Origin of the sequence: Streptomyces sp. NPDC052682 (assembly GCF_040678435.1) — a bacterium.
In the GTDB taxonomy this organism is placed as follows: domain Bacteria; phylum Actinomycetota; class Actinomycetes; order Streptomycetales; family Streptomycetaceae; genus Streptomyces.
On the sequence record NZ_JBFATS010000008.1, the window covers coordinates 342,220 to 366,744 of the forward strand.

The window sequence follows — 24,525 nt, forward strand, 5'->3', positions numbered from 1 at the left end:
GGGCGCCGCCCGGAAGCCGCCGCGTGGACCGGGGCCCTTGAGGGGTGGTCATGATGTCATACGGCCAACCGCCCCTGACCTGCGGCTCTTTGGGCCGCCGCGCCCGTTCGCCCGGGCCGTGCCCGCGGCCACCCCGGGCGGCTGGTCAGGGGGTGCCGACGCCGCCGACGCCCTGGCCCAGGTCCGCGAGCAGCCGGCTGATGCGCTCCTCGTCACGGCGGTAGTGGGTCCACTTGCCGACGCGAGTGGAGCGCACCAGGCCCGCGCGTTCCAGCGTGGCCATGTACGCGGAGACGGTGGACTGGGCCAGGCCGGTCTTGGCCTGGATGTGGCTCACGCAGACCCCCACGGCCCGCGGGTCGGTGACGGCCGGGTCGACGGGGAAGTGCTCCTCCGGCTCCCGCAGCCACTGGAGCACCTGGAGCCGTACGGGGTTGGCGAGCGCCTTGAGCGGGTCGAGCAGCGGCGTGAGGTCGTCGGTCGCCGGCCTGTCCTGGGTCGTCATGGGCTGGCCTTCCGGGGCGTACGCAGGGCCGGGTCTGATCCATCGAGGATAGGCGATGCGTGCCGGCCGGGTCCGTCCGCGGGCCGCGAGCGTTTCACGTGAAACATCACCACGAGGCCGGGAACACCACGGCGGGGCGGGAGACCTCAGGTCTCCCGCCCCGCCGTGCCGTACCTGTCGTGCCGCGGCTTACGGACGTCGGCTGACGGACGTCACTCACCCTCGTCGCGCTTGGCGGCCTCCTCCGCGGCCTCCTTCGCCTGGACCTCGGGGTCGAGCTCCGACGGCCCGCTGCCGTCCACGGACGTCAGCCGGCCCGACTCCGGAACCTCCGTCGCGGCCGGCGGCTCCACCAGCCAGTCCGGGTTGGCCTGCTTGTCCCACCACTTCCAGGCCGCGAAGGCACCTCCCGCGACGGCGCCCACGACCAGCAGCGTCTTCGCGGCCCGGCCGGCCTTCGCCCGCCGCTCGTGCTTGCGGACCAGCTTCTGGATCTCCTTCGGCGTGACCTGGCCGCGCAGCGCGGCCAGCACGGCGGCGCTACGAGCCGCGGCCTCGTCCCTGACCGGTCCGGCCGCGCTCACGGCCTGCTCGATCACCGGCCGGGAGTACTCCGCCGCCTGGCGGGCGGCCTTGCGGGCGCGGACGGCGGCCTCTTGGGCGGCCTGGTCGACCTTCGGTGGCACATGTGACCGGGCCTGTTCCAGATACGGCTGTACATGGTTGCCGTACTGGAGGCGAGCCTGCCCGGCGGCCTGCGTCACCTTGGGCGCTAGCCGTACGCGTGCCTCGTGTGCGTAGTGCGCGGCCCTTTCCTTGGCCGTGTCGGCGTAGGGCGCCACCACTTCCGCGGCGTGCAGCACGCTCTCCTTCGCCGAACCGGTCGCGGCGCGCACGCTGTCGATGCGGGTCACGGGTTCCTCCTCCTCGGTGGCGTACGGTATTTCGACTTTCCACCCTTTTACGGATCATGCCTGTCAGTACGCCACCGGGCATGTGCGGGCGGGCATCCGGGTCACGGAACGCGACGCGAAGCATCTGCGTCCCACGAGCGTCACCAGCCGATCGGCAGCGGACCATGACAAGAGCGGATGAATACGGGTCAACGGAGCTTGTCATCGACAATGCCACGGACCGTCGCTCCGCGCTCCCGTCCCGGGACCACTCGACCGGTTTTCCCCGACGGCCCCTCCCTGTGAAACCGCACCGGTGACCGGACGTCGAGCGACGCGGGGCCCGGTCCGTGCGAGGATCGGACCGTCACGGAAAGACAACGGAAGGCAGATCGTGGCTGAGCAGCTCTACGCCACCCTGAAGACCAACCACGGCGACATCCAGGTCCGGCTCTTCCCGGACCACACGCCGAACACGGTCAAGAACTTCGTCGAGCTCGCCCAGGGCGAGCGTGAGTGGACCCACCCGGCGACCGGCCAGAAGTCCACGAACCGGTTCTACGACGGCACCATCTTCCACCGGGTGATCAGCGGCTTCATGATCCAGGGCGGCGACCCGCTGGGCAACGGCACCGGCGGTCCCGGCTACGAGTTCGGAGACGAGTTCCACCCGGACCTGCGCTTCGACAAGCCCTACCTGCTGGCCATGGCCAACGCCGGTCCGGGCACCAACGGCTCGCAGTTCTTCATCACCGTCGCCCCGACGGCGTGGCTGAACCGCAAGCACACCATCTTCGGTGAGGTCACCGACGCGGCCAGCCAGAAGGTCGTGGACTCCATCGCGGGCACCCAGACCAACCCGCGCACCGACCGGCCGCTCAACGACGTCGTCATCGAGAGGGTCGAGATCGAGACCCGCGAGGGCTGAGCGACGACCCGCCAGGGCCGGAACACGACCCGCCAGGGCCGGAACACGACCCGCCAGGGCGCGGTGCCGCAGCTCCCCCGAGGGAACCAAACGCCCCGCTCATCCGTAAGGATGGGCGGGGCGGTGCGTTCTTTGGCGCCCTTCGACCTCGACCAGGCGCCCTTCGACCACGACCAAGGGGATCTCATGGACGACCAGGCTGCGGGCAGCCCGCAGGACGCCCACAGCGTCCCCGTCTGCTACCGCCACCCGGACCGCGAGACCGGCATCCGCTGCACCCGGTGCGAGCGCCCGATCTGCCCCGAGTGCATGGTCAACGCCTCCGTCGGCTTCCAGTGCCCCAGCTGCGTACGCGGCGGGTCCGGTACCGGTCACGCGCCTGACGCGTCGGTGCCCCGCACCCTCGCGGGCGGCACGGTGGCCGCCGATCCCCACCTGCTCACCAAGCTGCTGATCGGTGTCAACGTCGCCCTGTTCCTGGTCCAGCTCTCCGTCGGCGACCGCTTCACCGACCGCTTCACCCTGGTCGGGCAGGCGTACGTCCCCGTGCTCGGCTCCGTGGAGGGCGTCGCCGAGGGCCAGTGGTACCGGCTGGTCACCTCGATGTTCCTGCACGGCGGCTACATCCACATCCTGTTCAACATGCTGAGCCTGTGGTGGATCGGCGGACCGCTCGAAGCGGCTCTCGGCCGCGTCCGCTACTTCGCGCTCTACTTCGCCTCCGGACTGGCCGGCAGCGCGCTGACCTATCTGCTCGCCGCACCCAACCAGCCCTCGCTCGGTGCCTCCGGCGCCATCTTCGGCCTGTTCGGCGCCACCGGCGTCCTGATGCGCCGCCGCAACTACGACCTGCGGCCGATCATCGCCCTGCTGGTGATCAACCTGATCATCACCTTCGGGTGGAGCAACATCGCCTGGCAGGCCCACATCGGCGGCCTGGTCGCCGGTGTGGTGGTCGGTTACGCCATGATCCACGCCCCGCGCGAGCGGCGGGCGCTGGTCCAGTACGGCACCTGTGCCGTGGTCCTGGCGGCGATCGTTCTCCTCACCCTGGTGAGAACGGCTCAGCTCACCTGAGCAAGACGTTGTCCACAGCGTGTGGCGGATCTTGTGCACGCTGTGCGGGAACATCTGTGCCCCCTGTCGCCGGACCGTGTTTTCGCAGGTCAGCGCAGGGGGCGAACGGATGGTCGAGCGCCGGTGGTTCTGTCACACCGGCGTCAACACACGACGGGTTATCCACAGATCGTCGTTTCTTTTCCCCATGTGGAAAACCGCTGTGGATAACTCAGTGAACAGCCCTGGGCAGAGCTACTTCCACTGGGTGGAGACACCGAATCCGGCCGCGATGAAGCCGAAGCCGACCACGATGTTCCAGTTGCCCAGCGCGTCGATGGGCAGCGAACCGTCCGTGACGTAGAACACGACGATCCAGGCCAGGCCGATGAGGAACAGGGCCAGCATGACCGGCGCGACCCAGGAGCGGCTGTTCAGCTTGAGCGCGGTTGCCTGCTTCGCCGGCGGCGGCGTGAAGTCGGCCTTCTTGCGGATACGTGACTTCGGCACGAGGGTCTCTCCTGTCGATGCGCTGCGTGGCCGCGCAGGGAACTGGGTCGGGCTCGGGGCAGACAAGGGGACTCATGGTGCTCCCCCGGGCGTCCGTTAGCGTAGTGCTTCCGTGGCGCCGAAGGAGATAAGGGTACGTTGAGCAATTCTGCCGACTCCCCCGGGACGGGTACCAGCCCTGCCCGCCCGCGCCGTTTCCGGCCGGTGCGGGTCCTCACCGCGGGCGTCTTCGCGCTCGCGGGCCTCCTTTTCTTCACCAGCTTCAACACGGCCAAGGGCACCAACATCCGCACGGACACCTCCCTGCTGAAGCTGTCCGACCTCATTCATGAGCGCAGCCACGACAACGGCCGGCTGGAGGAGTCCAACGCGGCCCTGCGCCGGCAGATCGAGACGCTGGCCGAGCGGGACGACGGCAGCACCAAGGCGGAGGACGACAAGCTCGCCGACCTGGAGAAGCGCGCGGGCACGCAGCGGCTCAAGGGCCGGGCGATCACGGTCACCCTCAACGACGCCCCGCCCGACGCCACCGCCAAGCTCCCCGGCTACCCGGAGCCGCAGCCCGACTACCTCGTCATCCACCAGCAGGACCTGCAGGCCGTGGTGAACGCGCTGTGGCAGGGCGGCGCCCAGGGCATCAAGGTCATGGACCAGCGGCTGATCTCCACCAGCGCGGTGCGCTGCGTGGGCAACACCCTGATCCTTCAGGGCCGGGTCTACTCACCGCCGTACAGGATCACGGCGGTCGGGGAGCCCGAGAAGCTGAAGAAGGCGCTCGCGGCCTCGCCCGCGATCCAGAACTACATGGTGTACGTCAACGTCTACGGCCTCGGCTGGAAAGTCGAGGACAACGGCACGGTGACGCTGCCCGGCTACGCGGGCACAGCGGACCTGCACTACGCCAAGCCCGTGGAGTAGGGCCCGGGCAGAGCCCGCTCTTCGGCGTGCGCACCTGGTTCGCGTATCGGATCGACAAAGGCCCGGACAAAACCGCGCCCTCGGACATCGAGGTGATCGACCCTGTGCCACGTAAGTCGAGGTAGACCCGCCCGGGCCGCTGTCAGACGCTGACCACGTGCCCGGCGGAGGCCGGGAAACCCCGGGCCCTACGCCGTTAGTCTGTTGACGTACGGCGTGGGTCGGATGCCGTGGTACGACGGAAGGGACGGCATGTACAGCTGGATCTGGCGGCATCTGCCGGGGAACGGATGGGTCAAGGCACTCATCTCACTCGTGCTGATCCTCGCCGTGGTCTACCTCCTCTTCCAGTACGTTTTCCCCTGGGCCGAGCCGCTGCTGCCCTTCAACGATGTGACGGTGGACAACCAGTGAGCGCGCGCATTCTCGTCGTCGACAACTACGACAGCTTCGTCTTCAACCTGGTCCAGTACCTGTACCAGCTGGGCGCCGAGTGCGAGGTGCTGCGCAACGACGAGGTCTCGACGGCGCACGCCCAGGACGGCTTCGACGGCGTGCTGCTCTCGCCGGGTCCCGGTACTCCGCAGGAGGCGGGCGTCTGCGTCGACATGGTCCGGCACTGCGCCGCGACCGGCGTGCCCGTCTTCGGCGTCTGCCTGGGCATGCAGTCGATGCAGGTGGCGTACGGCGGTGTCGTCGACCGGGCACCGGAACTGCTGCACGGCAAGACCTCGCTGGTCGAGCACGAGGGCAAGGGCGTCTTCGCCGGCCTGCCCACCCCCTTCACGGCGACCCGCTACCACTCCCTGGCCGCCGAACCGGCGACCGTCCCGGCCGAGCTGGAGGTCACGGCCCGTACCCACGACGGCATCATCATGGGTCTGCGGCACCGCGAACTCCCCGTCGAGGGCGTGCAGTTCCACCCGGAGTCGGTGCTGACCGAGCACGGGCACCGGATGCTGGCCAACTGGCTGGTGGAGTGCGGGGACCAGGGCGCGGTGGCGAGGTCGGCGGGGCTCGCCCCGGTGGTGGGCAGGGCCACGGCGTGACGGCGCTGCGCCCCGAGCGCGAGTCCGGTACCTCGTACGGGCAGGGGCAGCCGTATGAGGCGCAGGGCTCGTTCGAGAACTGGGCGGTGGGCGGCGGGGCGTACGGCGCGGGGCTCCGGGGGCAGGAGCGGGAGCCGCAGGGTCCGCCGGAGCCGGCGGTACCGGAGCAATCCCCGTACGAGGGCGCGCTGGAGCATCCGGTCGACGAGGAGACGATGGCGCTGCGGATCCCGGATCCGCCGCCGTCCCCGTCCGCTGGATCCGGCGCGGCGCGCGGGCCCGCACCCGGCGGCCGGGCGGCCCGCCGGAAGGCCGCCAAACGGCGTCACGGCCGTCATAGCGGTACCGCCGAGCGTCGGGGCGTCACCGCCGAGCCGTCGCCCGCCGTGGCGCGGGACGACGCCACCCAGCGTCCCCTGTCGCGGGTGGAGGCGCGCCGGCAGGCGCGGGCCCGCAAGCCCGGCGCGGCCGTGATCGTGAGCCGGGCGATCGGCGAGGTGTTCATCACCACCGGCGTGCTGATGCTGCTGTTCGTCAGCTACCAGCTGTGGTGGACCAACATCCGGGCGCACGCGCAGGCGGACAGGGAGACCAGCAGCCTCCAGGACGACTGGGCGAGCGGCAAGCGCAACCCGGGCGTCTTCGAGCCGGGGCAGGGCTTCGCCATCCTGCACATCCCGAAGCTGGACGTGGTGGTGCCGATAGCGGAGGGCACCAGCAACAAGAAGGTCCTCGACCGGGGCATGGTCGGCCACTACGGCGAGGGCGCGCTGAAGACGGCGATGCCGGACGCCAAGACGGGCAACTTCGGGCTCGCGGGCCACCGCAACACGCACGGGGAGCCGTTCCGGTACATCAACCGGCTCAAGCCGGGTGACGCGATCGTCGTCGAGACGCAGGACAAGTACTTCGTCTACAAGATGGCGTCCATGCTGCCGGTGACCTCGCCGAGCAACGTGAGCGTCCTCGAACCGATCCCGAAGGGCTCGGGCTTCACCAAGCCCGGCCGCTACATCACGCTCACCACCTGTACGCCGGAGTTCACCAGCAAGTACCGGCTGATCGTCTGGGGCAAGATGGTCGAGGAACGGCCGCGCAGCAAGGGCAAGCCGGATGCGCTCGTCAGTTAAGGGCAGATGAAACGTGGCAGCGACCGCCGACACGGACCAGGAAGAGCACACCGACGGGTCCGGGCCACCGCCGGCAGCGGCACGCCGCCGCGGCATGGGCCGGATCGCGACGGCCGTCAGCGTCCTCGGGGAACTCCTCATCACCGGGGGCCTGGTCCTCGGCCTGTTCGTCGTCTACTCGCTGTGGTGGACGAACGTGGTCGCGGACCGCGCGGCGGACCGGCAGGCCGACAAGGTCCGTGACACCTGGAGCCACGAGTCCGGCGGTGGGCGCACCCCCGTCTCCTTCGACAGCAAGAACGGCATCGGCTTCCTGCACGTGCCCGCGATGGGCACGGGCGACATCCTCGTGGAGAAGGGGACCTCCATGACGGTCCTCAACGACGGCGTCGCCGGCTACTACACCGACCCCGTCAAGGCGACCCTTCCGATGACCGGCAAGAAGGGCAACTTCGCGCTGGCGGCGCACCGGGACGGGCACGGCGCCAAGTTCCACAACATCGACAAGATCAGGAAGGGCGACCCGATCGTCTTCGAGACGAAGGACGACTGGTACGTCTACAAGGTCTACGCGATCCTCCCCGAGACCTCGAAGTACAACGTCGAGGTGCTCTCCCGGGTCCCCAAGGAGTCCGGGAAGACCAAGCCCGGCCACTACATCACCCTGACGACCTGCACCCCGGTGTACACCAGCCGGTACCGCTACATCGTGTGGGGCGAGCTGGAGCGGGTGCAGAAGGTGGACGAGGAGCGGACGCCGCCGAGGGAACTGCGCTGACCACGCGAGAGCCCCGGTTCCCGCGCGGGAACCGGGGCTCTCGTGCTGATCGGCGGGAGGTCAGTCCTCCTCGCTCCGGCCGCCGGTGAGTCCGCCGAAGATGCCGCCGTTGTCACCGCCGCCGTTGTTGTTGTTACCGCCGCCGCCGGCGGTGGTCAGCGTGATCGTCTGGCCGCCGGGGTTGTCGACCTCGGTGCCCGGCTGCGGGTCCTGCTGGGTCACCACCGCGTTGTCGTCCCCGGGACCGGAGACCTGGATGTTGGTGAATCCCTGCTGCTGGAGGATCTGCCGGGCCTGGGCCAGCGTCCGCAGCCGGACCTCGGGAACCCGGACCTTCTGCTGCTGCTTGGCCTTGCCGACGACGATCTGCACCGTGGAGTTCTTGTCGACCTGCTGGCCCGCCTGCGGCGTGGTGGAGATGACCTTGCCGGCCTGGTTGGGGTCGTCGGTCTCCTGCTCGGTGCAGTTGCCGACCAGGTCGTTGGCCTGCATCTGGGCCTTGGCCGCCTCGCAGCTCTTGCCGAGCACGTCCGGGACGGTGGACTTCGCCTCCGCCTTGGCGACGATCAGGGTGATCGTCGACCCCTTCTCCACCTCCTCGCCGGTGGTGGGGTTCTGTTCGAGCACGGTGCCCGGGTCCTCGGGGGACACCCGGCTCTCCGTCTTGACCTCGAACTGGTACTTGTCGCCCTGGAGCTTCTGCTTGGCCTCGTCGAGGCTCAGACCGGTCACGCTGGGCACCGTCACCTTCGGCGCCCCGGTCGACACCACGAGTTCGACCGTGGAGCCCTTGTCGACCTTCTTGCCCTGCTCCGGGTTCTGCGAGCAGATCTTGCCCTTGCTCTGGTCCTCGCAGGGCTTCTCCGCGAAGGTCAGCTTCAGTTCGGCGTTGTCGGCCATCTTCTGGGCGGTGGCCTTGGTCTCCCCGACGAACGCCGGGACCGGCACCGTGGTGTTGTCCGCTCCGCCGTCGCCGCTGATCGCCCACCGCCCGATCAGGATCGCGCCGACGAGCACCAGGATGCCCGCCACGACCAGCAGGATCGTCGAGGTGTTCGACTTGCGCTGCTGCTGGCGGCGCCGGTCGGGGCGGTCGTCGTAGCCGAAGCCGCCGTCGTCCGGGTTCATCGGGGGCAGCATCGTCGTGGCGCCCGCGCCGGAGTCCGCGCGCAGGGCCGTGGTCGGCTGGTCGTCGGGGTAGCCGCCGTAGCCCACCGAACCGAGGGCGGCCGTGGCCGCGACGGGCTGGCCGTCCAGGCACGCCTCGATGTCGGCGCGCATCTCGTCCGCGGACTGGTAGCGGTAGTCCGGGTCCTTGACCAGCGCCTTCAACACGATCGCGTCCATCTCGGGCGTGATCTCGGGATCGAAGACGCTCGGCGGCTGCGGCTCCTCCCGCACGTGCTGGTAGGCCACCGCCACCGGGGAGTCCCCGACGAACGGCGGGCGGACGGTCAGCAGCTCGTACAGCAGACAGCCGGTGGAGTACAGGTCGGAGCGGGCGTCGACCTGCTCGCCCTTGGCCTGCTCCGGCGAGAGGTACTGGGCGGTGCCGATGACCGCCGCGGTCTGGGTCATCGTCATGCCGGAGTCGCCCATGGCGCGGGCGATGCCGAAGTCCATCACCTTGACCTGACCGGTGCGGGTCAGCATGACGTTGGCCGGCTTGATGTCGCGGTGCACGATGCCGTTGCGGTGGGCGTACTCCAGGCCCTGGAGGATGCCGATGGTCATCTCCATGGCCCGCTCCGGCAGCAGCTTGCGGCCGGAGTGCAGCAGCTCACGGAGGGTGGAGCCGTCGACGTACTCCATCACGATGTACGGGATCGAGACCCCGTCGATGTAGTCCTCGCCCGTGTCGTAGACCGCGACGATCGCGGGATGGTTGAGCGAGGCGGCCGACTGGGCCTCCCGGCGGAACCGGGCCTGGAAGGAAGGGTCGCGCGCGAGGTCCGCGCGCAGCGTCTTCACCGCCACCGTGCGGCCGAGACGGGTGTCATGGGCGAGATACACCTCTGCCATGCCACCGCGGCCGAGCACCTGGCCCAGCTCGTACCGGCCGCCGAGGCGACGCGGCTCTTCCATAGCTACCTACCAGCCCTCTCCGTCGGTCCCGACCGGCACGCTTGTACGGTCGGAGGCTGCCGTCCGGGCCTACCGTACCCGGCTTGGTGTGCGTGACCTGGCCAAGCCCGTCACCCGATACAGGACCGGTATCGCAACGTGCACCGTTGTGAAGCAGACGTGATCGGGGTCACTGCTTGCTCTTGATGACCGCCTCCATCACGTCCCGCGCGATCGGCGCCGCGAGACCACCACCGGAGATGTCGTCACGGACGGCGTTGTCGTCCTCGACCACGACGGCCACGGCGACCGGCGAGGAGTTGCCGGTCTTGGCGTACGAGATGAACCAGGCGTACGGGTTCTCGCTGTTGTCGACACCGTGCTGGGCGGTACCGGTCTTGCCGCCCACCGTGACGCCCGGGATCTGCGCCCGCGTACCCGTGCCCTCCTTGACGACGGTCTCCATCATCGACTGGAGGATCTGCGCGTGCTCCGGCGTCAGCGGCTGGCTGAGCTCCTCCGGCTCGGTCTTCTCGATCGGGTCGAGGCCGGGGGACTGCAGCTCGTCGACCATGTACGGCTTCATCAGCTTGCCGTCGTTGGCGACGGCCGAGGCGACCATGGCCATCTGCAGCGGGGTCGCGGCGGTCTCGAACTGGCCGATGGAGCTCAGCGCGGTCTGCGGGCGGTCCATCTCCTTGGGGAAGTTCGAGGCGCTGGCGCGCACCGGCGTGAACTGCTCCTCGTTGAAGCCGAACTTCTCCGCCGTCTCCAGCATCTTGTCCTTGCCGAGGTCGGAGCCGACCTTGCCGAAGACGGTGTTGCAGGACACCTTCAGCGCCACCCGCAAGGTGGCGTCCTTGCAGGGCAGGTTGCCCTCGTTCACCAGTTCCTTCCTGGTGTCCGGCAGGGTCCACGGCAGCGGCGAGTCGGTCTTCTGGTCCGCGGAGGAGTACAGGCCGTGCTCCAGGGCGGCGGCGGCGGTGACCACCTTGAAGGTGGAGCCCGGCGGGTAGGTCTCGCGCAGCGCCCGGTTGAGCATGGGGTCGGCGGGGTTGTTCTTCTTCTGGAGCTTCTTCCAGGCCTCGGCGTCGGAGCTGCCGTCACCCGCGATCGACGACGGGTCGTACGACGGGTACGACGCCAGCGCCAGGATCTTGCCGGTGGACGGCTCCAGGGCCACCACGGCCCCCTTGCCGCCCTGCCGCTTCAGGCCGTTGTACGCGGCCTTCTGGGCGTCCGCGTTGAGGGTGGTGACGACGTTGCCGCCTTCCTTCTTCTTGCCCGTGAGCATGTCGAGCGTGTTGCGGAAGAAGAGCCGGTCGTCGTTGCCGGTGAGGATGCCGTCCTCGATCGACTCCAGCTGGTTGGCACCGTAGGCCTGCGATACGAAGCCGGTGACGGGCGCCCACATGGCGCCGTTCTTGTAGGTGCGCTTGTACTTGAAGTCGCCCGAGGTGGTGGTGTGACCGGTGATCGGGCTGCCGCCGACGATGATGTCGCCGCGCGGCGAGGCGTACCGCTCGATGGCGACCCGCCGGTTGTTGCTGTCCGTGCGCAGCTCGTCCGCCTTGACGTACTGGAGCCAGTTGTCGCGGATGAGCAGCGTCAGCATCAGCAGGCCACAGAAGATCGCGATCCGGCGCAGGGGCTTGTTCACGGGCGGACCACCTGGGTCATCTCGGCGTCGGGGTCGGTGGCGGGGGCGGGAGCCGGCCGGCGGGCGGTGTCGCTGATCCGGATCAGGATGCCGATCAGCGCCCAGTTGGCGATGACGGAGGAACCGCCGTACGCCAGGAACGGCATCGTCATACCGGTCAGCGGGATGAGGCCCATCACACCGCCGGCGACGACGAACACCTGGAGGGCGAAGGCGCCCGACAGGCCGATGGCGAGCAGCTTGCCGAACGGGTCGCGGGCGGCGAGGGCGGTGCGCACGCCGCGCTCCACGATCAGCGCGTACAGCAGCAGCAGCGCCATGAGGCCCGCCAGGCCCAGCTCCTCGCCGAAGGTGGCGAGGATGAAGTCGGAGTTGGCGGCGAACCGGATCAGCTCGGAGTGACCCTGGCCCCAGCCGGTACCGAGGGTGCCGCCCGAGCCGAACGCCCACAGGGCCTGCATGGCCTGCTCGGAGTGGACGATGCCGTCGTTGCTGCCGGACCGGCTGAGCTGGTACTCGCGCATCGGGTCGAGCCAGGCCTGGACACGGGTCTGGATGTGCGATTCGAAGCTCGCCACACCGACGGCGCCGACCGCGGACATCAGCAGACCGAAGACGATCCAGCTGGTCCGCTCGGTGGCGACGTACAGCATGATCACGAACATGCCGAAGAACAGCAGCGAGGTTCCGAGGTCGGTCTCGAAGACCAGGATGAGGATCGAGATCGCCCAGACCACGAGGATCGGTCCGAGGTCGCGTCCGCGCGGCAGATACAGCCCGATGAAACGGCGACTGGCGAGGGCGAGTGCGTCGCGCTTCACCATCAGGTAGCCCGCGAAGAAGATCGCCAGAACGATCTTGGCGAACTCACCCGGCTGGATGGAGAAGCTGCCGACCCGGATCCAGATCTTGGCACCGTAGAGGTCGGTGCCCAGACCCGGGACCAACGGCAGCAGCAGCAGGACCAGCGCGCCGACCATAGAGATGTAGGTGTAGCGCTGAAGAACGCGGTGGTCCTTGAGGAAGATGATCACCGCCACGAACAGCGCGATGCCCATCGCCGTGTACATCAGCTGCCGGGGCGCGGCCGTCCCGGCCTGCTTGATCTGCTGGAGCAGCTTCGACTGGTCCAGCCGCCAGATCGCGACCAGCCCGAGTCCGTTCAGCAGCGTCGCCAGCGGCAGCAGCAGCGGATCCGCGTACGGCGCGAACTTCCGTACGACGAGATGGCCCACGCCGGCCAGCAGGCCGAGGCCCAGGCCGTAGCTCAGCAGGCCGGAGGGCACCTGGTCGTTGATGGCCAGCCCGACGTTGGCGTAGGCGAACACCGGGATGACGACGGCGAACACCAGCAGCGCGAGCTCGGTGTTGCGCCGGCTCGGCGCTCCGATCGCGCCGATCGTGGACGTGTGGTGCGTCGGCGAGTTGGTAGTACTGCTCATCGTGTGACGGGGCCTCTCACGGCTTGCCTACTGCTTACCGCACAGCGAGACGACCTTCTGCTCTTCCTCCGAGAGAGTGGGGCCGGGGCTGGGAGTAGGTGCGGTCGTGGACGGGGACGGGGACTTGCCGGGCGTCGTCGGCGTACCCGACGGGGAGCCCGTCGGGTTCGGGGTCGGCGTGGCCTTGGACGTGAACGAGGCGGGAGTGGTTCCCGTGGTGCCCCCGGCCTCGCCCTGGCCCGTCCCGGCGTTCCTGTCGCTCTCGGCGGCGCGCCGCTGTGCCTCCTTCTTGCACGCGGAGGCCTGCACCGACAGCTCCTGGATCTTCTTCTGGGCGTTGTTCAGGTCGCCCTCGGCGATGGTCGCCTTGACCAGCTTCTGCTGGTAGGGCGGCAGGTACTTGAGTTCGATCTCGGGGTGGTCCTTGGCCACCTTCGACAGCGACACCCAGGCCAGGTCCTGGCTGATGCCCCGGTACAGCGCGACGTGCTCGTCCTTGGCACCGACGTAGTACTGCGTCTGCGTCCAGCGCCAGCCGCCGTACAGGCCGCCGCCGATGACGGCGAGGGCGAGCAGGCCGTAGGCGGATCTCTTCAGCCACCGGCGGCCCTTCTTCGGCTTGACGAAGTCGTCGTCGCCGTAGCCGCCGAAGCCGGCCGCCGGGATGTAGCCGGTGGTGTCGCCGCTGCCGGGCGGGCCGAACTCGCCGCCCCCGCCGCCCTGCTGCTGCCGGCGGCCCAGGCCGGAGGCGCGTCCGGCCGGGGTCTGCATGATGCCGTTGTCGTGCAGCTGGTGCTGGTTCTCGGCGACCGCGCCGACCACGACCGGCGTGTCGGACAGCTGCCCGGCCAGGGTGTCACCGGTGTCCAGGTCGAGGACGTCGGCGACGATGACGGTGATGTTGTCCGGACCGCCGCCGCGCAGCGCCAGCTCGATGAGGTTCTGGACGGTCTCCTGCGGGCCCTGGTAGCTGGCCAGGGTGTCCTCGAGGGTCTGGTGGGACACGACCCCGGACAGCCCGTCGGAGCAGATCAGGTAGCGGTCGCCGGCGCGGACCTCGCGGATGGACAGGTCGGGCTCGACATGGTCGCCGCTGCCCAGGGCGCGCATGAGCAGGGAGCGCTGCGGGTGGGTGGTGGCCTCCTCCTCGGTGATGCGGCCCTCGTCGACCAGCCGCTGCACCCAGGTGTGGTCCTGGGTGATCTGGGTCAGTACGCCGTCGCGCAGGAGGTAGGCGCGCGAGTCGCCGACGTGGACGAGGCCGAGCCGCTGCCCGGTCCACAGCAGGGCGGTCAGGGTGGTGCCCATGCCCTCGAGCTGGGGGTCCTCCTCGACCATGGCGCGCAGCTGGTCGTTGGCGCGCTGGACGGCGGTGCCGAGCGAGGTGAGGATGTCGGAGCCGGGGACGTCGTCGTCGAGGGCCACGATCGTGGAGATGGCCTCGGAGGAGGCGACCTCGCCGGCCGCGGCGCCGCCCATGCCGTCGGCGATGGCGAGCAGGCGCGGACCGGCGTAACCGGAGTCCTCGTTGCCTTCCCGGATCATGCCCTTGTGCGATCCGGCGGCGAAGCGCAGGGACAGAGTCATGCGCACCTCGCCCGTCGGCTCGGGGTACAGCCGGTCGTGTCGAGCCACACTGCCCACCCTCCGGTCGGGAGCGCGCCGGGGCCCTGGTCGGGGACCGCTGCCGCGTGCTCGCTCCGCTCGCGCTCACTCATGATGTAGCACTACTTCCGCAGCTCGATGACGGTCTTGCCGATGCGGATCGGCGCGCCCAGCGGAATCGGTGTGGGAGTCGTCAGCCGGGTCCGGTCCAGGTAGGTGCCGTTGGTGGACCCGAGGTCCTCCACGATCCACTGGCCGTCGCGGTCCGGGTAGATCCGGGCGTGGCGGCTGGAGGCGTAGTCGTCGTCCAGCACGATCGTCGAGTCGTGGGCCCGGCCCAGGGTGATGGTCTGGCCCTGCAGGGCGACGGTCGTGCCGGTGAGGGTGCCCTCGGTCACGACGAGCTTGGTGGGCGCGTTACGGCCGCGGCGGCCACCGCCGCCGGACTGCTGGCGCTGCTGCGGGGGCGCCTGGCGGGCGGCCTGCGCGGACCGGCCGGCCTCCCGCCGCGACCCGCGCTGGGTGACACGCGTACCGAACAGGTCGCTCCGGATGACCTGCACGGCCACGATCACGAACAGCCACAGTACGGCCAGGAACCCCAGCCGCATGACCGTGAGGGTCAGCTCTGACATTGCCCCCGCTTCACCCTTCGGCTTGCCTATAGATAACGGTGGTGCTGCCCACGACGATCCGCGAGCCGTCGCGGAGCGTAGCGCGGGTGGTGTGCTGCCCGTCCACCACGATGCCGTTGGTGGATCCGAGATCCTGGATCGTCGAGGGCGTTCCGGTCCGGATCTCGCAGTGCCGGCGGGAGACACCGGGGTCGTCGATCCGCACGTCGGCGTCGGTGCTGCGGCCCAGCACCAGCGTCGGTCGGGAGATCTGGTGGCGGGTGCCGTTGATCTCGATCCAGTGGCGGGTGGGGCCGGCCGGCGCGGCACCGGGGCGCGGCGCGGCCGCGGGCTGCGGATAGCCGTACCCGCCGGGGCGGCCGCCGGGCGGCGGCGCGGCCGGCATCGGCGGAGCGCCCGCGGGGGAGGCGGCCGGCGGGTAGCCGTAGCCGCCGGGCCGCCCGGCGGGCGGGGCGGCGGGGGCCGCGGCCTGGCTGCTGGAGGAGGCGAGCGTACGGCTGCGCACCCGGTACAGGCCGGTGTCGAGGTCGTCCGCCTTCTCCAGGTGCACCTTGATCGGGCCCATGAAGGTGTAGCGCTGCTGCTTGGCGTAGTCGCGCACCATGCCGGCGAGCTCGTCGCCGAGCTGGCCGGAGTAGGGGCTGAGCCGCTCGTAGTCGGGGGCGCTCAGCTCGACGATGAAGTCGTTGGGCACCACCGTGCGGTCACGGTTCCAGATGGTCGCGTTGTTGTCGCACTCCCGCTGGAGCGCACCCGCGATCTCCACGGGCTGGACCTCGGACTTGAACACCTTGGCGAAGGTGCCGTTGACCAGACCTTCGAGACGCTGCTCGAACTTCTTCAGGACTCCCATGGGGCACCTCCTCCGTCGCTGCCGTCCTTGCCGTACTGCCCTGCGTGCCGCTTACTGCATACCTGGTACCGCTGGTACTGCTTACTGATCGTATCCACGCGCCGGTCAATCGGGTGGTTCCCCCGGCGCTCCCCTTCGAACTCTCTGCGGAAGCACTCCTGCGCGCCCTTCTGCCCAGGATCGTAGAGGCGGCCGCAAACCAGTGTCCCGCACCGGGCTGTGGACCCGGACCGGCTCCTGGGGAGACGGGGTGTACCGGTACGAGGTTGATACGTGTCGTGACGCGTGTTGATACGTGTGCGCCGGTGGGAGGTGTTCGCCCGGCGGGTCGGCGGGGCGGGGGCGGAGGGAAGGGATGTGAACCCACCCCGTCCAGCGTGCTAATGTTCTGGGTGTCGGAAGGCGCCAGCCCCAAAGGGCCGGAGCCCAGGACACACCCAATGCGCGGGTGGCGGAATAGGCAGACGCGCTGGATTCAGGTTCCAGTGCCCGCAAGGGCGTGGGGGTTCAACTCCCCCCTCGCGCACAACGAGGGAATGGGCGGCATCGCGATGGCGATGCCGCCCCTTCTGTTTCCCCGGGTGTGAGGGATGTCTCTTGTCGTGCATCTTCGATTGATCAGCTCCGCAGCGTGTGTGTGTGAGGAAGCTCTCAGTCGTTCGCGTTCCTGGACTGCGTCGAGGCGATCCTCAGGCCACCATGGTCGGGACCGATCGAGCGTCGGTTGAGCTCTTCCCAGGGGCAGAGGGCGCGTATGGACATTCGGCAGCTGGAGTACTTCCTTGCGATTGTTGATCGTGGGGGCTTCAACCGTGCGGCCTCGGCTCTGTATGTGTCGCAGCCCTCGCTGTCGCAGGCCGTGCGGGCCCTGGAGCGTGATCTGGGCTCCGAGCTGTTCCATCGCATCGGGCGCAGGGCCGTGCTGACGGAGGCCGGAAGGGCTTTGATCGAGCCTGCCCGGGAGGCCGTACGGAGTCTGGAGACGGCGCGGGCGAGTGTCGCGGCGGTGCACGAGCTGCGTGAGGGGCGCCTGGATGTGGCATCCGTGCCGTCGCAGGCGGTGGAGCCGCTGACCACTCTGGTGAGTGCCTTCAGCCACCGGTATCCCGGTGTCTCCGTGGCCATCAAAGCCGCGTTCACCGCGCGTGATGTGATCGACATGGTGCGCACGGGCGCCGTGGAACTGGGGCTTTTGGCGTCCGCCGGTCCCCTGTCCGACAAGGAGGTCGTCTCCCATGCGCTGGGGCGGCAGCGTTTTGTGCTGATGGTGCCGGCCGACGGCCCGTTCGCCGGCCGGACGGCGGTGGAGTGCCGGGAGCTTGCGGGACAGCGGCTGATCGTCGGGCAGCCGGGTACCGGGATGCGGTCCTATGTCGACGCGCTGCGGGAACAGGGCATCGAGTTCACCGTCGCCGCCGAGACCGAGCACCGGGTGTCTGTGATGCCCCTGGTACTGGCCGGGGTCGGGCTCGCGGTGGTCACGGATGCCTGGCGGGGCGTCGCCCGGCGGCTGGGCGCCCGCGTCCTGGACATCGAGCCGGAGACCACCTTGGACATCGCCCTGGTCAGCCGCCGAGGCAGCCTGTCGCCTGCGGCCGCCGCGTTCGTGACGGTCGCCACGTCGGCCGCCGACACCTGATAGGCACCGCTTATAAGAGACATCCGCATTGCGTCTTGGACGCCCCGCGGACCGCCTTGCTGCAATCGACGGCATGACGACGAACCACCGTATTGCCCTGATCCCCGGCGACGGCATCGGCGCCGAGGTACTGCCCCCGGCACAGCAGGTGCTGGATGTTCTCGGCCGCCGCCACGGCTTCAGCCTGTCCTACACGTCGTACGACTGGTCGTGCGAGCGGTACCTGCGGGAGGGCGCCATGATGCCCGCCGACGGGCTCGACCAGCTGCGCGACAAGGACGCGATCCTGCTGGGCGCGGTGGGGTATCCGGGGGTGCCCGACCATGTCTCGCTGTGGGGGCTGCTGATCCCGATCCGGCGCCGCTTCCGCCAGTACGTCAACCTCCGGCCCATCCGTGTCTTCGAAGGCATCGACAGTCCGGTGCGCGGCGCACGGCCGGGCGAGGTCGACATCGTCGTCGTGCGGGAGAACGCCGAGGGCGAGTACAGCGAGATCGGCGGACGGCTGAACCAGGGCACCTCCGAGGAACTGGCCGTCCAGGAGGCGGTGTTCACCCGGGCCGGAGTCACCCGTATCGCCGACTACGCGTTCTCGCTCGCCGCGCGCCGCCGGGGGAAGGTCACCTCCGCCACCAAGTCCAACGGCATCATCCACACCATGCCGTTCTGGGACGAGCTGATCGCCGAGCGGGCCGCCGAGCACCCCGGCGTCGCCTGGGACCAGGAGCACATCGACGCGCTGGCGGCCAAGTTCGTCCTCGACCCCGCCCGCTTCGACGTCGTCGTCGCCTCCAACCTCTTCGGCGACATCCTCAGCGACCTCGCGGCCGCGGTCGCCGGATCCATCGGCATCGCCCCGGCGGCCAATCTCAACCCGGAGCGGGACTTCCCCTCGATGTTCGAGCCGGTGCACGGCTCCGCCCCCGACATCGCGGGCCAGGGCATCGCCAACCCGCTGGGTGCGATCTGGTCCGCGGCCATGATGCTCGACCACCTCGGCCATCCCGCCGCGGCCAGGGACATCACGGACGCGATCGCCGCGGTGCTGGCCAAGAGCGATACCCGCACCCGTGACCTGGGCGGCACCGCGACCACCGCCGAGTTCACCGACAAGCTGATCCAGCTGCTCTGAGCCGGCTGTCTCCCGGTTCCTCACCGAGCTGCCCCGGTGCCGGGCGTTCCTGCTCGGGCGCCCCCGGCCTCCCGGGCACCGGGCGCCCGGTGACGCGCGTGACGGCCGGCGTGCCCCGTAACGCGCCGGGAACAGCTGTTTCTCCCGCGTCCAGGACGAGCACCGCGACGTGCAGGGACGTGCGCTGCAGACCTGATTCCAGGTCGCAGCCGAGGAGCCGCTCGATGGTGTGCAGGCGCTGGTAGTACGCCTGCCGGGACATGCCGGCGCGTTTCGCCGCGACCGACTTGTTCCCGGCCGCCGCCAGATAGGCGCGCAGTGCCGGGAGCAGATCGCCGCCGTTGCGGTCGTCGTGCTCGATGAGGCGGGCCAGTTGCCGTTCCGCGTACCGCTGGAGACGGGTGTCCTCCCGAAGGACGCCCAGCAGCTCCGGCAGCCGGACGTCGGCGGGGACGTAGAACCACCGCTCCGGTGAGGCCGGTGTGATGGCCTCGGCCGTCTGCTCCGCCTCCTGCCACGACAGGGCGATGCCGGCGAGGTCGGTCACCCCGGGGCCGACGGCGACGACTGCCCGCGGTCCGAGCTCCTCCCGGGTCAGGCGGCCGATCCGCTCGGCGACCGGCTGCCAGGCGCTCGCCTGTGCCAGAGCCATCAGTACGCCGATGCGGCCCGGGGCCGTCTCGCCGACCAGGGCGCGGACGCCGGTCTGCGTGAGCGCCTTCGCGATCCGTTCGTCGAGGTGCTCCCCCTCGGTGCCGGTGTACGGGTGGCGGATGACCACGGCGAAGAGACGGTGCCCGAGGGTGGGCAGTCCCAGTGCCTCGGCGCGGGCGCGGGCGTCCGCAGGGGAGCGGAAACGCCGTTCGTACAGGTCTCGCAGTACGGAGCGGTGGGCCCGGCGCTCCCACCAGCCCTGCCCCGCCAGGCGCGCCATGGTCAGCGCGACCGCCGCACGCTCCAGCACCAGGACGTGTTCCGGGTCGGGCGCGGCGCTCAGCCGGTCCTCCAGCAGGACGAGCCGCCCCCACGGGCCGTGGTGGTCCTGCACCGGCGCGATCAGCCACCCCTCCGGGCCGCTCGGTGTGATCCTCTCCGGCGTCGGGGCGGCCCGTGAACGCCGCGACCAGGCCGACACCACCGGCTCGTACGGCCGGCCGAGCAGCTCGCACATCAGGACCCGGTGGGTGAGGTCCTCCAGCACCACGGGGGCTCCGGTGAGCTCCGCGGTGGTGTGCACCAGTTCCTCGGGGTCCGCGCCCCGCAGCGTCAGGGCGGTGAAGATGTCCTGGATGTCCTTCCCCCGGCGCAGCAGGGCGCCCTGGGCGTCGAGGATGAGCGCGTGCACCGTCTGTGTGACGTCGATGAACCGGACGCCACGGGCCAGCTCGACCAGCGGCACGTCACGGGCGCGGCACGCCGCCACCAGCTCATGGGGCACCTTCTGGTACCGGTAACCGAGCTCCACGATCAGGCCGGCCGCGCCGACGTCGGCGAGCTGGTCGACGTAGCCGCGCAGCTCGGAGGCGTCCTCGGGATGCGGCATGCCGGTGGTCAGCACCAGCTCGCCGCCCTCCAGGAAATCGGCGGGGTTGAGCAGCTCGGTGACATGCACCCAGCGGACCGGGCCGTCCAGCTGTGACTCGCCGGCCAGTACGCGCGGCATCCCTTCGGCGAGCACGGGCAGGCGCAGTACCTCCCTGAGCGTGGGGAAGTGCCCGGGTGCGTGATGTCTGGGCGGCATAGGGGGTGCTTTCGTCCGAGGGAATCGGGCTCACCTTCGCACCGGCCACCCATCGTGACAAGAGTGGGGCCGGCATTTGTACAGCCCGGCCGTCCGCAGTGACAGACCGTCTCAAGAAGGCTCCACGGCGGAACACAGTGTGGGTTGCCCTGCGGGTTCTTCCGGGCGGAAAGTGAACGCCATCCCCAGCAGGACGCGAACCGGAAAGGTCCGCACGGTGTCCGTACGGTGCTGGGGCCCGACTGCCACCCACCACACCATCGAGAGGAGCGACCTCATGCGCATCCCGAAGCGCGTCGCCGTGATCGGTGCCGGCAGCATGGGCAGTCAGGCCATGTGGCGACTGGCCGCCCGCGGAGCCGAGGTCATCGGCTACGACCGGTACGCACCGGGTCACGACCGTGGCGCGGCCGGGGGCGAGAGCCGCATCTACCGAGCCGCCCACCTCGGCGAGCCGGCGTACGTTCCGCTGCTGCGGCTGGCGGACCGGATGTGGGAGCAGCTCCAGGCGGAGACGGGCCGGTCGCTGCGACGCCGCAGCGGCAGCCTCGTGATGGGAGAGGCCGCCTCACCGTCCATGCGCCTGCTGCTGTCCACCAGCGCCGCCCATGGGCTGGATCACGAGGTCCTGGACCGGGAGGAACTGGCCCGCCGCTACCCGCAGCACCGGCTCCCGGAGGGGCACACCGCCGTCCTCGACCGGTTGGGCGCCGTCATCAGGCCGGAGGCCTCGATCCAGGCCGCCGCCGGCCGTGCCGAGCAGCTGGGCGCCCGGCTGCACCGCTACACCACGGTGCGCGAGGTCGTCCCCGCGGCGGGCGGCGGGGTGCGGGTCGTCACCGACCAGGGCACGGACCACGTGGACGCCGCCGTGGTGACCGTGGGCCCCTGGATCAACACCCTGCTCCCGGACCTCCCGCAGACCATCGACGTCCGCCGGGTGATCTGCTCCTGGCACCTGCCCACCCGCCACGACTGGTTCGCGGGCGGTGCCCCTCCCTTCGTGCGCGCCGCACCCCACGACTGCTTCGGGATCCCGTCGCCGGACGGCATCTCCGTCAAGCTCGGTCTCTCCTTCAAATACCACGCGCCGGTGCCCGAGCCCGAACGGCTCGACCGCACCGTCCGCCCCGAGGAACTCGGCATCTTCCGCGAGCTCATCGGTGAACTCATGCCCGACCTGAACCCCGACCCCATCAGGATGTCGGCCTACATGGAGGGCTACACGGAGTCCGGAAACCCGCTCGTCGGTCATCTCCCCGGCGCGGACGACATCATCGTCCTGGCCGGGTTCTCCGGCAGCGGCTTCAAGTTCTCGCCCGCGATGGGAGAGATCGCCGCCGACCTGGCGCTCGACGGCACCACGCAGCACCCCGTCGACTTCCTCGCTCCGGCAGGGGTCGGCGCCGCCTGATCCCCGGCGATCGCCGACGGCATCCCCCACACCCGACATCTCTGTCATGAGCATGCCCAAAAAGGGTCCGCGCTGGCCCTGACCGGTTCCCCGACGCAAGAAAGTGGAGCACTTCCATGCCCATCCCCTCGTTCCAGTTCCGCCCCAAGTACGTCTCGTTCGACTGCTACGGCACGTTGATCGAGTGGCCGATGACCCCCATCACGCGTGAGCTCGTCGGCGACCAGATCCCGGCCGAGCACTGGGACCAGTTCGTCAAGGAGTTCCGCGGCTACCGCTACGACTCGGTCCTCGACAAGTACTACCCCTACGAGCAGACGCTGCAGGCCGCCTTCGAGGGGGTCTGCCGCAAGTGGGGCATCAAGGCGGCCCCGGACGCGGGCAAGCGGCTCGCCGACGGCGTGCGCAGCTGGGGCCCGCACGCCGACGTGCCGGAACCGCTGAAGAAGATGGGCGAGAACTACAAGCTGGTGATCCTCTCCAACGCCGACGACTCCTTCCTCGCCGAGAGCGTGCCCCGGCTCGGTGCGGACTTCCACGCGGTCTTCACCGCGGAGCAGGCCGGCTACTACAAGCCCCGCTACGCGGCGTTCGAGTACATGCTCGACCAGCTCGACGCGTCCCCCGAGGACTTCGTGCACGTCTCCTCGCACACCCGCTACGACCTGATGCCGATGCACGACATGGGCTTCCGCAACCTCGTCCTCCTGGACCGCGGCTGCGACCCGGTGACCCACGGCTACGACTACGTGACCGTCAAATCCCTGAACGAGCTCAACCAGATGCTGGGCATCTGACGCGCGACGCCCCCCCCGCTCACTCAGCACCTTCATCCCGACATGCGCCCGGTCTCGCGTGGCCACCCATAACCCTGCACGTTTCCGGGCGCCGACTGACGACGTCCCCCCCCCGTCCGATCCGCACGTCGTCCCCGCATCACGGATCCCCCTATCGCCCGTATCCCCCGTATTCCCCCGCGTTCCCCAGGAGGCACCGCCATGGAAAGCAACCGGACAGGCCGCAGAACCGTACGCCGCACCGCAGGCGCTGTGGCCGCCGCCATGCAGGTCAACAGGCACTTGAGCATCCCGATCGTCACGACCGCCCTGGCCCTCACGCTCGCCGCGTGCGGGGCGGGCGCCACCCCGCAGAACGCAGGGTCCAAGAGCACGACCCAGGGCGGGGGTTCGGGTGCGTCGGCCGAGCACACCGACGACATCTCGGCGGGCGTGAAGCCGGACCCCAAGGCGGTGAAGCTGCTGCCCGCGGCGGTGAAGGCCAGGGGCACGCTCTCGGTGGCCATGGACCTGGCCTACCCGCCCACCTCGTTCCTGGCGTCGGACAACAAGACCCCGATCGGGTTCAACCCGGACATCTCCCGGCTGATCGCGGCCAAGCTCGGCCTGAAGCTGCAGATCAACAACGTCAAGTTCGACACCATCATCACCGGCCTGCAGGCCAACCGGTACGACTTCACCGCCTCCACCATGGGCGCCACGAAGGACCGGCTGAAGGTGCTCGACATGGTCGACTACGTCAACTCCGGGACCGGGGTGTCCGTCCCTTACGGCAACCCGCAGAAGCTGACCACCCACACCCTGTGCGGGCACCGCGTGGCTGTCGCCTCCGGCACCACCGCGGAGCTGCAGTGGCTGCCGCAGCTGTCGAAGCAGGACTGTACGAGCAAGGGCAAGCCGGCCATCAAGGCGGTGACCCTGCCCAGCGTGAACGACGCCCTGACCCAGCTGGTCTCCAAGCGGATCGACGCGGTGATGAACGAATCCATCGCGCTCGGGTGGGCGGCCGAGCAGCAGCCCAAGACGTTCGACGTCCTCAAGCCCGCGGTGGCCACCAAGACCGCGACCGTCGCCCTGAAGAAGGACTCGCCGCTGACCCCCGCGGTCAAGGCGGCCATCCAGTCGATCCTCGACGACCCCACGTACGCCCAGGCGCTGGACCGCTGGGGCCTCAAGGGCCTCGGGATCAAGACCGCGGCCATGGCCGTCCCGCAGGACTGACATGTCCACGGATCTGATTGGTACGAAGACCAGGAGCCGACCGGTGTCCCCACTGCTGGCCGAGGAAAAGAAGCGGATCACGCCGAAACGTCCGCGCGACTATGTCGCCTGGGTGGCCGCGATCGCGATCGTCGCCGGTCTGGTGTGGACCGCGGTGACGAACGAGAACTATCGCTGGCCGGTGGTGTTCAGCTACTTCACCACCCAGACCATCCTCAACGGCCTGCTGATCACGCTCCTTCTCACCGCGGCGAGCATGGCCCTGGGCACGCTTTTGGGGCTGGTGCTGGCGGTGATGCGCATGTCGCACCAGCGGCCCATCTCCGGGCTGGCCCAGCTCTACATCGCCTTCTTCCGCGGCACCCCGGTGCTCGTGCAGCTGATCTTCTGGTTCAACATCGCCGCGCTGTACCCGAACATCTCCATCGGCATCCCGTTCACCGACATCTCCACCCCGGTCAACGTGAACGCGATCATGACCCCGATGACCGCGGCGGTGGTGGGGCTGACGCTGAACCAGGCCGCCTACATGTCGGAGATCATCCGCGGCGGGTT

23 protein-coding genes, 1 tRNA gene and 1 pseudogene are annotated in these 24,525 nt (G+C 69.7%); 15 read left to right on the top strand and 10 right to left on the bottom strand.

All coding sequences use genetic code 11. The features are described from left to right. Nucleotides 1-145: 145 nt before the first annotated feature. Together AB0K80_RS15625 and AB0K80_RS15630 are read right to left on the bottom strand one after the other, a co-directional pair. Nucleotides 146-505 carry a metalloregulator ArsR/SmtB family transcription factor gene (locus tag AB0K80_RS15625; RefSeq protein WP_365669676.1) on the bottom strand — a complete coding sequence of 120 codons (360 nt, stop codon included), beginning with the start codon at nt 503-505 and terminating at the stop codon, nt 146-148. A 212-nt stretch (nt 506-717) separates the two neighbouring features. Continuing rightward, nucleotides 718-1,419 (bottom strand): DUF5324 family protein, encoded by a 702-nt coding sequence (locus AB0K80_RS15630; RefSeq protein WP_365669678.1) that lies wholly within the window; start codon nt 1,417-1,419, stop codon nt 718-720. Between the two features lie 373 nt (nt 1,420-1,792). Between AB0K80_RS15630 and AB0K80_RS15635 the strand changes: the two genes are divergently transcribed. Both AB0K80_RS15635 and AB0K80_RS15640 read left to right on the top strand, forming a co-directional pair. Then, complete coding sequence (locus AB0K80_RS15635) at nt 1,793-2,326, top strand: peptidylprolyl isomerase (protein WP_365669679.1); 534 nt, start codon at nt 1,793-1,795, stop codon at nt 2,324-2,326. A gap of 186 nt (nt 2,327-2,512) precedes the next feature. Next, the gene (locus AB0K80_RS15640) at nt 2,513-3,403 is read left to right on the top strand and encodes a rhomboid family intramembrane serine protease (protein ID WP_365669731.1); all 891 of its coding nucleotides are present in this window, start codon (nt 2,513-2,515) and stop codon (nt 3,401-3,403) included. A gap of 234 nt (nt 3,404-3,637) precedes the next feature. Here the strand turns inward: AB0K80_RS15640 and crgA are convergent, their stop codons facing one another. Continuing rightward, complete coding sequence (crgA, locus tag AB0K80_RS15645) at nt 3,638-3,892, bottom strand: cell division protein CrgA (RefSeq protein ID WP_365669680.1); 255 nt, start codon at nt 3,890-3,892, stop codon at nt 3,638-3,640. Nucleotides 3,893-4,030: 138 nt separating this feature from the next. Here crgA and AB0K80_RS15650 point away from each other — a divergent pair, with 138 nt between their 5' ends. From AB0K80_RS15650 to AB0K80_RS15675, 6 genes and pseudogenes are all read left to right on the top strand, one after another. Next, nucleotides 4,031-4,810, top strand: a complete 780-nt coding sequence (locus AB0K80_RS15650; protein ID WP_365669681.1) for a DUF881 domain-containing protein — start codon at nt 4,031-4,033, stop codon at nt 4,808-4,810. A 32-nt stretch (nt 4,811-4,842) separates the two neighbouring features. After that, a pseudogene (locus AB0K80_RS15655) lies at nt 4,843-4,932 on the top strand (class E sortase); the annotation flags it as partial. Nucleotides 4,933-5,035: 103 nt separating this feature from the next. Then, nucleotides 5,036-5,224 (top strand): hypothetical protein, encoded by a 189-nt coding sequence (locus tag AB0K80_RS15660; protein WP_365669733.1) that lies wholly within the window; start codon nt 5,036-5,038, stop codon nt 5,222-5,224. Then, on the top strand, nt 5,221-5,859 hold the full coding sequence (locus AB0K80_RS15665; protein ID WP_365669682.1) for an aminodeoxychorismate/anthranilate synthase component II: 639 nt from the start codon (nt 5,221-5,223) through the stop codon (nt 5,857-5,859). The genes AB0K80_RS15660 and AB0K80_RS15665 overlap by 4 nt, the downstream gene beginning before the upstream one ends. Then, a complete protein-coding gene (locus AB0K80_RS15670; RefSeq protein ID WP_365669683.1) occupies nt 5,856-6,989 on the top strand; it encodes a class E sortase in 1,134 nt (377 codons plus the stop codon). The genes AB0K80_RS15665 and AB0K80_RS15670 overlap by 4 nt, the downstream gene beginning before the upstream one ends. Nucleotides 6,990-7,002: 13 nt before the next feature. After that, on the top strand, nt 7,003-7,767 hold the full coding sequence (locus AB0K80_RS15675; RefSeq protein WP_365669684.1) for a class E sortase: 765 nt from the start codon (nt 7,003-7,005) through the stop codon (nt 7,765-7,767). Nucleotides 7,768-7,827: 60 nt separating this feature from the next. Here the strand turns inward: AB0K80_RS15675 and pknB are convergent, their stop codons facing one another. The 6 genes from pknB to AB0K80_RS15705 all read right to left on the bottom strand — a co-directional run bounded on the left by pknB (nt 7,828) and on the right by AB0K80_RS15705 (nt 16,026). Next, on the bottom strand, nt 7,828-9,852 hold the full coding sequence (pknB, locus tag AB0K80_RS15680; RefSeq protein ID WP_365669685.1) for a Stk1 family PASTA domain-containing Ser/Thr kinase: 2,025 nt from the start codon (nt 9,850-9,852) through the stop codon (nt 7,828-7,830). Nucleotides 9,853-10,021: 169 nt separating this feature from the next. Further along, on the bottom strand, nt 10,022-11,491 hold the full coding sequence (locus AB0K80_RS15685) for a penicillin-binding protein 2 (RefSeq protein ID WP_365669686.1): 1,470 nt from the start codon (nt 11,489-11,491) through the stop codon (nt 10,022-10,024). Continuing rightward, on the bottom strand, nt 11,488-12,933 hold the full coding sequence (locus AB0K80_RS15690; protein ID WP_365669688.1) for an FtsW/RodA/SpoVE family cell cycle protein: 1,446 nt from the start codon (nt 12,931-12,933) through the stop codon (nt 11,488-11,490). Before AB0K80_RS15690 ends, AB0K80_RS15685 begins: the two co-directional genes overlap by 4 nt. Nucleotides 12,934-12,960: 27 nt before the next feature. Then, nucleotides 12,961-14,568 (bottom strand): Stp1/IreP family PP2C-type Ser/Thr phosphatase, encoded by a 1,608-nt coding sequence (locus AB0K80_RS15695; protein ID WP_365669690.1) that lies wholly within the window; start codon nt 14,566-14,568, stop codon nt 12,961-12,963. A 92-nt stretch (nt 14,569-14,660) separates the two neighbouring features. Continuing rightward, entirely contained in the window at nt 14,661-15,173 is a 513-nt protein-coding gene (locus tag AB0K80_RS15700) for an FHA domain-containing protein (RefSeq protein ID WP_365669692.1), read from the bottom strand. 10 nt (nt 15,174-15,183) lie between these two features. Further along, a complete protein-coding gene (locus AB0K80_RS15705; RefSeq protein ID WP_365669693.1) occupies nt 15,184-16,026 on the bottom strand; it encodes a DUF3662 and FHA domain-containing protein in 843 nt (280 codons plus the stop codon). A 442-nt stretch (nt 16,027-16,468) separates the two neighbouring features. Here AB0K80_RS15705 and AB0K80_RS15710 point away from each other — a divergent pair. The 3 genes from AB0K80_RS15710 (at nt 16,469) to AB0K80_RS15720 (ending at nt 18,797) form a co-directional block, all read left to right on the top strand. Beyond that, nucleotides 16,469-16,552: transfer RNA gene (locus AB0K80_RS15710), tRNA-Leu, on the top strand. Nucleotides 16,553-16,780: 228 nt separating this feature from the next. Continuing rightward, nucleotides 16,781-17,665, top strand: coding sequence for a LysR family transcriptional regulator (locus AB0K80_RS15715; RefSeq protein ID WP_365669695.1), 885 nt, complete (start codon nt 16,781-16,783; stop codon nt 17,663-17,665). A gap of 73 nt (nt 17,666-17,738) precedes the next feature. After that, entirely contained in the window at nt 17,739-18,797 is a 1,059-nt protein-coding gene (locus AB0K80_RS15720) for a tartrate dehydrogenase (RefSeq protein WP_365669697.1), read from the top strand. On the opposite strand, the gene AB0K80_RS15725 is transcribed toward AB0K80_RS15720, so the two are convergent. Then, nucleotides 18,769-20,538 (bottom strand): PucR family transcriptional regulator ligand-binding domain-containing protein, encoded by a 1,770-nt coding sequence (locus tag AB0K80_RS15725; protein ID WP_365669699.1) that lies wholly within the window; start codon nt 20,536-20,538, stop codon nt 18,769-18,771. The two genes, AB0K80_RS15720 and AB0K80_RS15725, sit on opposite strands and share 29 nt — an antisense overlap. A gap of 277 nt (nt 20,539-20,815) precedes the next feature. On the opposite strand from AB0K80_RS15725, the gene solA reads away from it, so the two are divergent. From solA to AB0K80_RS15745, 4 genes are all read left to right on the top strand, one after another. After that, nucleotides 20,816-21,952, top strand: a complete 1,137-nt coding sequence (solA, locus tag AB0K80_RS15730; protein ID WP_365669700.1) for an N-methyl-L-tryptophan oxidase — start codon at nt 20,816-20,818, stop codon at nt 21,950-21,952. A gap of 116 nt (nt 21,953-22,068) precedes the next feature. Continuing rightward, the gene (locus tag AB0K80_RS15735; RefSeq protein ID WP_365669702.1) at nt 22,069-22,749 is read left to right on the top strand and encodes a haloacid dehalogenase type II; all 681 of its coding nucleotides are present in this window, start codon (nt 22,069-22,071) and stop codon (nt 22,747-22,749) included. A gap of 201 nt (nt 22,750-22,950) precedes the next feature. Next, nucleotides 22,951-23,970 carry an ABC transporter substrate-binding protein gene (locus AB0K80_RS15740; RefSeq protein WP_365669704.1) on the top strand — a complete coding sequence of 340 codons (1,020 nt, stop codon included), beginning with the start codon at nt 22,951-22,953 and terminating at the stop codon, nt 23,968-23,970. 43 nt (nt 23,971-24,013) lie between these two features. Next, nucleotides 24,014-24,525 (top strand): ABC transporter permease subunit (locus tag AB0K80_RS15745; protein WP_365669706.1); only part of this gene is annotated, 512 nt, incomplete at its 3' end.